Source organism: Roseiarcus sp. (assembly GCF_052145395.1).
Lineage (GTDB): Bacteria > Pseudomonadota > Alphaproteobacteria > Rhizobiales > Beijerinckiaceae > Roseiarcus.
The window spans coordinates 1-4,660 of sequence record NZ_JBKQOT010000252.1; the positions used below are offsets into that span (position 1 = coordinate 1).

Genomic DNA, 4,660 nt, shown 5'->3' on the forward strand with positions numbered 1-4,660 from the left:
TGGCGCGCTTGCCGAACATGCTCGAAACCCTTCTCCCTGGCCGCCGCGTTACGCCATCAACCCCGCGCCCAGGCGAGCGCCGTCATCAGCGGATCGAGAAGACCTTTCCTGGATCGCGCCGGCTCCGCCCATCCGGCGACCGTCGAGGCGAGTTCGTCGAAGATCTGCGCGACCTTCCCCCTCGGTTCGATCTCCGCGATCATCTGGCCGTTGTTGGCGGCGGCGCCGAACAGCTTGGCGTCGTGCGGTATGACCGCGATGGGCTTCAATTCCACCGTCTTGGCGAACTCCGCCGCGGCGATCTCCGGCCGCCGCAGCATGCCGGTGCCGTTGAGCACCAGCCGCGGCGGATGATCGTTGGGGCGCGCGCCCTTGAGCGCGTCGATCAGATTCTTGGCGTTGCGCAGGTTTGCGAGATCCGGACTGGCGACCAAAACCACGTCGTCGGAGGCGATCAGCGTCCGGCGCGCCCAGCCGCTCCAAAGGTGCGGTAGATCGACGACGATCCAGGGCGTGGAGGCGCGCATCGCATCGATGAGCGTGTCGAAGGCGGTTTCGGTAAAGTCGAGCGTGCGATCGAGGGTCGCCGGCGCCGCCAAGAGGCTGAGATTGTCGCCGCATTTGGCGAGCAGGCGGTCGACCAGGACCGTGTCGACGCGCTCGGGCGCGAACACCGCGTCGGCGACGCTCTGCGGCGGGTCCTGGTTGTAGTCGAGCCCGGCCGTCCCGAAGGCGAGGTCGAAATCCGCGACGATCGTCGCCTTCTCGGAGACCGACGCGAGCGACCAGGCGAGGTTATGCGCGACCGTCGAGGCGCCGACCCCGCCCTTGGCGCCAACCACCGCGACCACCCGGCCGAGCGGCTTGGCGCCGGGTGCGCGGAAGAGCTGAGAGATCGCCTGCACGAAGTCTACGACTTCGAACGGGGGGACCAGATACTCGCTGACGCCGCGCGCTATCAGCTGGCGGTAGAGCGAGACGTCGTTGGCGCGGCCGAGGACGACGAGCTTGGTGCCGGAATCGCAGTTCTGCGCGAGTTCGTCGAGGTGGCCGATCAGCGCAGCCCGGTCCGCCGGCGCCTCAAGGACGATGACGTTGGGCGTGGCGGCGTTGCGAAACGCCTCGAGCGCCGCCGCGGCGCCGCCCATGGTCTGTTTCACCTGGGCCTTGGCCATCCGCCGGTCCCCCGCGGCCGCGGCGACCACGGCGGAGGCCTCGACCGTCTCGCAGAAGGCCTGGATCGAGACGCGCGGAACCGGATCGATCTGAACGACGGCCGGACGGGGGCTCGCGAGACTCATGGTGAGCTGCCCCCGCCGATCGGGGTGAGGTCAGTCGACCAGGTCGTGCCGGGATCCTGGCCCTTGCGGACGTCCTGGATCGCCCGCATGCGCATCGCGACGTCGGAAGGTCCGAGCGCCCGCGGCTCGACGAAGTCGCGCGGGTCATCGACCTGGGCGGCCAGGACCGCCTGCGAGGCGCAGCCGAAATTGGCGTAGGGCTCGTTCTTCCAGCTCTCGAGCGACGAGCCCGAGGCGAGGTCCTCCGGCCAGCTTCCACAAGGCGTCGCGACCTTGGCTTTAAGGCCCATGAAGGCGACGCGGATCGGCGGCGCGCTGTCGCCCGGGAGCGGCGCGTAGGACGAGACGCCGATCCGTTCCGAACCGCCGGCGGCCGCGAGCACGCGCCGGACGGCGGCGACGGCCCGGGGTTCCGGGCGCGCCGTCGCGGGCGTGAGAATGACGATCTCGCCCGAGCCGAAATCACGATAGCGCGCGGCGAAGGCCTTAAGGTTCGCGACCGTGCGGGAATCGAGCGCCCCCCCGCTCGGCCAGACGTCAACCGTCGTCGGCCCGGACGCGAGCGCGATCGGGTGGCGCGCTTCGAAGTCGCCTGGAAAGACGGGATCGGACGAGGCGTACTGGGCTGCGCAGCCCGCCAGCGCCGCGGCGCCCGACAGGGCGAGAGCGGCGCTGAGGATTCGCTTGAGGAGGCCGGCGGCCCGCCCATGACCGCATAAGGCGGCCGGCGCGCGCATTCGGCGAACCCACGCGCCGAAGGCTCCGCCGCGGAATCCCACGCAGCTCGCTCCTTGCTCTCGTCCCGGTCCGCGCATGGCGAGCCCCGTGTTCATTGGGTGATGAAGCCGATCTTGCCGGCGTAGCCCGGCAACGGCTGCAGCGCGCCGGCGGTGGAGTAGAGGCGGTTGACGCGGCCGAGAAGCCAGGCCTGCGGATCGCTGGCGTCCTGGAAGTTCTGATCCGGCTTAACAACCTGGCTTGGGTCGATCGCGTGGACGATGTAGGGCGTCACCACGATCTTGAGCTCCGTCTCGTTGCGCTGATAGTCGCGCGAGCGGAACAGCGCCCCGAGGATCGGCAGGTTCATCAGCGCCGGGACGCCGTTGATGGCTTGCTGGGTCTGCGTCCCGATCAGGCCCGCGGTAGCGATCGACCCGCCTGACGGCAGCTCGACCGTGGTGACGTTATTGCGGGTGCGGAATCCGGGGATGGTGATGTTGGCGTTGTTGCCGGCGGGGATCGTAACCTGCGTCGCATAGTCGACGTCGGTGACCTCGGTCGCGATTCGCAACTGGATGCGGCCCGCTGACAGGACGACGGGTGTAAAGTTGAGGGTCACGCCGTAGGGCTGTTGGATGAAGCCGATCGTGCAGGTATTGGCATTGTTGTTGTTGCTCCCGCAGGATTCGCTTTGGGCGATCGGGATCGTGCCGCCGGCCATGAACTTGGCGCTTTCGCCCGAGACCGCTGTCACGTTCGGTTCCGCCAGCGTATGGGCGACGCCCTGCCGCTCGAAAGCCTGCAACGTGGCGCTGAAGGTGCTGTCGCCCGTGGCCCAGTTCAGCGTGGCCGCAGTGGCGGAGAGCGCGCCGTTGATCGCGAACGGATTGTCGAGCTTGAGGCTGCCGTTTGGTCCGCTGCCGCTCATGGTGACGCCGAGCTGCTTGGCGATCTCGCGGCGGATTTCGGCGACCGTCACGCGCAGCGTCACTTGGTCGAGGCCGCGGATCGTCAGCGAATTGATGACCTTTCCGGCCGTCCCACCCGAGGCCGAGATGCCGCTCGCGCCGATCGAGAAGGAGCCGGCGGTGTCGGTGACGAAGCCGGAGGCAATGTCCATCGCCTTTTGCGCGTCGCCGGCTGAGGCGACCGAGCCGGTGAGGATGATTGAATCGGCGACTGTGCGAACATGGATGTCGTTTCCCGGGAGGGCCACCTCGAACAGGCGAGCCAGTGCGCCGACGTCGCGCCCGACCGAGACGTCGATGACTGCGATCTTCCGCCCATCCCCGGTCAAGGCGAAGATCGTCGTTTGCCCGTTGGCGGTGGCCGAAACGTAGATCCGCCGCGCCGTTCGGACGACGGCGTTGGCGATGCGCGGATCGCCGACGTAGATCTCGGCGGCTTCCTCCGGCAGGTCCACGATGACCGACTTGCCGACGCCGAGCTGCAGGTTCTGGGCGAGGCCGCCGCTCCGGCTTCGCGCCGCGGGCGTCGCATCGGGGTCGGCCGCGCTGCAGGTTGCGGCAGACCCGCCAAGGGCCGCTGCGAGGCCGAGCGCGATCGCCGCGCGGAAAACGAACGCGCGCCGGGTCATCGGGTCGCCTGCTGGGCGGCCCCGAAGCGGATGACCGTCAGGCCGGCCCTGCTGGCGCCGGCGCTGTCGGCGAGGGTCTCCGCCGGGCCGCCCCTGTCCGCGAGACTGCGCAGCGCCAGATGCAGGTTGGCGTTGCCCGCATGCTGGGCGAGAACGATCAGGTTCACCTGATCCGGATCGAGCTCGAGGGTCGCGTTGGCGCCGGTGACGACCTTTTTGCCGTTCTGCTCCTCGACGTTCTGGCCGATCGCCAGCACTCGGACGTTGGCGAGGATGGTTTGAGCGACGATGACCTCGACGCCGCGCGCCTTGGTCGCCTCGTCGTCGCGCGCGAGCCGCACCACGTCCACCCGGTCGTTCGGCAGAATGAAGCTGCCGGCCGAGGTGTCGCCGCCTTTGTCGATCTTGATCGCCACGGCCCGCTTGCCGCTGGGCAGGATGGCGGACATGAAGCCGCCGGCCCCGGCCTTGACCAGCTTGTCGCGCCGGATCGGCTCGCCGCGCAGGAACGCGACCCGGGTCATCGACCCCTTCAACTCGCCGGCCGCATCGCTCTCGCCGGACTTGGCGATCATCAGCTCGGAAACCGCCGCCTTCGGCCAAGTCTGCCAGACAAGCGCACCTTCGGCGACGACTGCGCCCATTGGCAGGTCCTGACCAGCAACGAGAACCTGGTCGAGGTCGAGCTTTGGCTGCGCCTCTGCGACGGGAGGGGCGGGTCGCGCGCTCGGGCCGCCCGCCAGGAGCGCGTAGGCGGCCCCGAACGCCGCGATCGCGACGGCGACGACAATGACGAGCCTTCGGTTCATGAGACGCTGACCCCGCCAACCCCTGTTCTTCACAAGTCACTCAAACTCGAAAAGGTCAAAACTGGGTTAATAAAATGTATCTTTCACGAATTATGTAGTAGGGACAAAATATAGTTTGGTGCCGTCATTCCGTTGCGAAAAGCGTAAGCTTGCGGCAAGCTTTGCATAATCCGTTCCGAAGGCCGGAGGCAGGCCAACACAACGCCTGCGCTCACGTGAGCGCCGCGAGCCAA

The 4,660-nt window shown here is 68.2% G+C and carries 4 protein-coding genes; all 4 read right to left on the bottom strand.

Annotated elements, in window-relative coordinates:
* Positions 1-56: 56 nt before the first annotated feature.
* From ACLP25_RS08555 to cpaB, 4 genes are read right to left on the bottom strand one after another with little or no spacing between them, the layout of a single operon-like run.
* Positions 57-1,301 (bottom strand): AAA family ATPase, encoded by a 1,245-nt coding sequence (locus ACLP25_RS08555; protein ID WP_442468781.1) that lies wholly within the window; start codon positions 1,299-1,301, stop codon positions 57-59.
* Positions 1,298-2,080 (bottom strand): CpaD family pilus assembly protein, encoded by a 783-nt coding sequence (locus ACLP25_RS08560; RefSeq protein WP_442468782.1) that lies wholly within the window; start codon positions 2,078-2,080, stop codon positions 1,298-1,300. The genes ACLP25_RS08555 and ACLP25_RS08560 overlap by 4 nt, the downstream gene beginning before the upstream one ends.
* A 50-nt stretch (positions 2,081-2,130) precedes the next feature.
* Positions 2,131-3,618 (bottom strand): type II and III secretion system protein family protein, encoded by a 1,488-nt coding sequence (locus ACLP25_RS08565; protein ID WP_442468783.1) that lies wholly within the window; start codon positions 3,616-3,618, stop codon positions 2,131-2,133.
* Positions 3,615-4,427 (bottom strand): Flp pilus assembly protein CpaB, encoded by an 813-nt coding sequence (gene cpaB, locus ACLP25_RS08570; RefSeq protein WP_442468784.1) that lies wholly within the window; start codon positions 4,425-4,427, stop codon positions 3,615-3,617. Before cpaB ends, ACLP25_RS08565 begins: the two co-directional genes overlap by 4 nt.
* Positions 4,428-4,660 lie beyond the last annotated feature (233 nt).

Coding starts and splice junctions, on each gene's coding strand:
- ACLP25_RS08555 (WP_442468781.1), bottom strand. CDS start 1,301: ATGAGTCTCGCGAGCCCCCGTCCGGCCGTCGTTCAGATCGATCCGGTT.
- cpaB (WP_442468784.1), bottom strand. CDS start 4,427: ATGAACCGAAGGCTCGTCATTGTCGTCGCCGTCGCGATCGCGGCGTTC.
- ACLP25_RS08565 (WP_442468783.1), bottom strand. CDS start 3,618: ATGACCCGGCGCGCGTTCGTTTTCCGCGCGGCGATCGCGCTCGGCCTC.